This window comes from Mesorhizobium sp. P2_E10, assembly GCF_056404235.1.
Map to the genome: position 1 here is coordinate 1 of NZ_JBFUEK010000044.1, position 2,717 is coordinate 2,717.

2 protein-coding genes are annotated in these 2,717 nt (G+C 61.7%); both read right to left on the reverse strand.

Translation table 11 applies throughout. The features are described 5' to 3' along the window. Positions 1-79: 79 nt before the first annotated feature. Positions 80-847, reverse strand: a complete 768-nt coding sequence (gene istB / locus AC1D0N_RS31780; protein ID WP_183455162.1) for an IS21-like element helper ATPase IstB — start codon at positions 845-847, stop codon at positions 80-82. Beyond that, positions 825-2,573, reverse strand: a complete 1,749-nt coding sequence (gene istA / locus AC1D0N_RS31785) for an IS21 family transposase (RefSeq protein WP_477250569.1) — start codon at positions 2,571-2,573, stop codon at positions 825-827. Before istA ends, istB begins: the two co-directional genes overlap by 23 nt. Positions 2,574-2,717 lie beyond the last annotated feature (144 nt).

The window sequence follows — 2,717 nt, forward strand, 5'->3', positions numbered from 1 at the left end:
CCCCGCGGGTCACTTCAAATTCCTCCATGTAGGGTCAGTCAAAATCCCCCACCCGCAAGACAGGACAGAAGTGGACTTGTTAGTTTGACTTTGTTTCCCGAGCAAGGGCTTCAGCGGCCTCTTTGAGGCGATAGCTGCGTCCATCGAACTCAAGCAGATGGCAATGATGCATCAGCCGATCGAGTATCGTCGTGCTCATGGTGTTGTCTCGCAGATATGTCCCCCAGTCCTGCACGACCCGATTGGAGGTGACGATGACGCTGCGGCGCAGTTTGTAGCGCTGATGGATCAGGGTCTGCAGCCATGCGCCGGCGTCGTCGGGGATGGCGCGTGCGAGGAACAGATCGTCGAGCACGAGGAGATCGCAGTCGATGATTGTTCGCATCCGGGCCTCGCGTTGCGCGGGGGCGTTCAGAGCGTGGCGGTGGAAGAAGTCATCGGTCTCGAGATACTGGACCTTGTGGCTGTGCAGGATCGCCTGATAGGCAATCGCCTTGGCGATGTGGGATTTCCCGGTGCCCGGTTTGCCAACCAGCATCGCGTTCTCGCCGGCGGCGACGAACGCCAAGGTGTGGAGCTGGAAGCAAGTTTGGCGCGGCAATTTGGGATTGAAGGACCAGTCGAATTCGGCGAGCGTCAGTTTTTCATCGAGCCCGGATTGCTGATATCGCCGCTCGATAAGGCGGGATTGGCGACGATCCAGTTCGTCCTGCAGGATCAGGGAGAAGGTCTCGAGGAAGGGTTGGTTTGCGCCCTGCGCCTGCAGCACGCGCGTCTGCAGCGTGTCGCGGACGCCCGACAGGCGCAGCTGTCGCAGGCAGCGTTCAATTTCGGGTATGGTCATCATGGGGTTGGGTCTCCAGTTTGAGGTGAGAAGGGGTAGCGGGAGCGCTCGTGGCGGCGAAGCTGGTCGGGGTTGCGCAGGCGCCACGAGTGCGGGGTGGAGAGGCGCGGTCGTCGTCAGCCCCGGCCTGCCGGCCATTGTTGCCGGCATCGTGTCGCACAGCACGGCTGAAGAGGTCGCCATATTCGGCGGGGGCGCGGATCAGTGGATGATCCTGGGTGAGCTGCGATGCCGGCTGTGGGACTTCTTCAACCTGTTGGAGCGCCTGCTCAAACAGCCGCTCGACAGTCGCGCGTACGTGCTTGTAACGGTAGATGCGGTTGCTGATGGCATGAGCACAGGCCTGCTCGACCATCCGTGTCGGATACTTCCGGCTCAGCCCGACAATGCCCCACATCGCGCGCTGTCCGGGGCGTCCCTCGGCATCGAACATGTGTTGGCACAGGGCCTTGGTTTGTGGGCCGATGCGACCGGCGTTCGCCAGCAGCACGGCGGTTTGCCGTGACGGATTGAACGGCCGTTCGTTGATCGGCAGGACGACAGAACCGGGGTGCGTCATCCGGGGATGAATCCGCAGCAGCGCATGGGTGTGGCGATCACGGATCTCGATCGTGGAAGTGTAGATACGCACGACGACCAGACTGCCGATGGCCGCGGGCCGCGCGGCGTAATAGCTGCTGTCGACGCGTACGGTGGTGTCGTCGCAGACGGTCCGAACGACTTCAGTGAAGATGCGGAAGGGTGCGACAGGCAGCGGCCGCAGGTGCGGCTTCTCTTCCTGGAACATGGCCTCGACCTGACGGCGAGTGCTGCCGTGGATGCGCTTGGAAGCCCAGTTCTCCTCCCAGTGCCTCAAGAACTCGTTCTGGGCTTCCAGCGTCTCGAAGCGCCGTCCGGCCAGCGCGGTCCCCTGGGTATGTTGAATCGCATTCTCGACGCTCCCCTTTCGATTGGGGTCCGCCACGCGGGCCGGATCGGCGACGACGCCGTAATGAGCCAGCATCGCACTGTAGATCGGATTGAGCTCGGGCTCGTATAGATCGGGCTTGAGGACGCCTTCCTTAAGGTTGTCGAGCACCACATAGCTGACCACCCCGCCAAAATACCGAAACGCTTCTTCGTGAAGCTGCGCCCAGACTTGCTGGCTGGATTGCCAGACCACCCGCCGGAAGCTGCGCCGCGAATAGCGCAGCGTCATCACGAACAGACGGGGACGACGGTACCGGCCGCTCTTGGGATCGATCGTCAGCGCGCCCTCGCCATAGTCGACCTGAGCCTCCTCGCCGGGGAGAAACTCAAGACGATCAAACTGCTTGGGATCGCTTTCTCGCAACGTGCGCACAAACCGCTTGACGCTTTGGTAGCTGGACGGAAAGCCAAACTGATCGACCAGGTCCTGGTAAATCGCCTGCGCATTCCGCTTCAGGCGGACCTGTTCTTCGATCCACGCCCGATGCAGTTCGCAGGCCGAGCGGGCCAGGCTGCTGGTGACCGTCGCTCCCGACACCCCAAAAGCCGGTGGTCGGGGTGGAGGAATTTGGTCCTCCGCGCTTGCCGAGCCGGTGGTCACTTCCCCGGGGGAATTTGCCTCCGCACCAGCCCGCTGCGCTCCGTAACGCCGAATCGTCTTGCGGTCGACACCCGTTAGCCTTTGAATCTCGCGCTGGCTGGTGTTGCGATCAAGTAATGTTAGTACGGTGCTTTGCAGATGTGCCTTCAAGACGTTCAACTCCCGGTCCCCTCGCTGTATGAAAGGGGATGAAAATAAACGTCCTGCCTTACCGGCTACCGCTGTTCAGTAGCGCTGCCGGTGATCATCAGGTGGGGGAGTTTCAAGTGACCATACCCGGGGGATTTTGACCGACCCACGGGG

Coding starts and splice junctions, on each gene's coding strand:
- istB (WP_183455162.1), bottom strand. CDS start 847: ATGATGACCATACCCGAAATTGAACGCTGCCTGCGACAGCTGCGCCTG.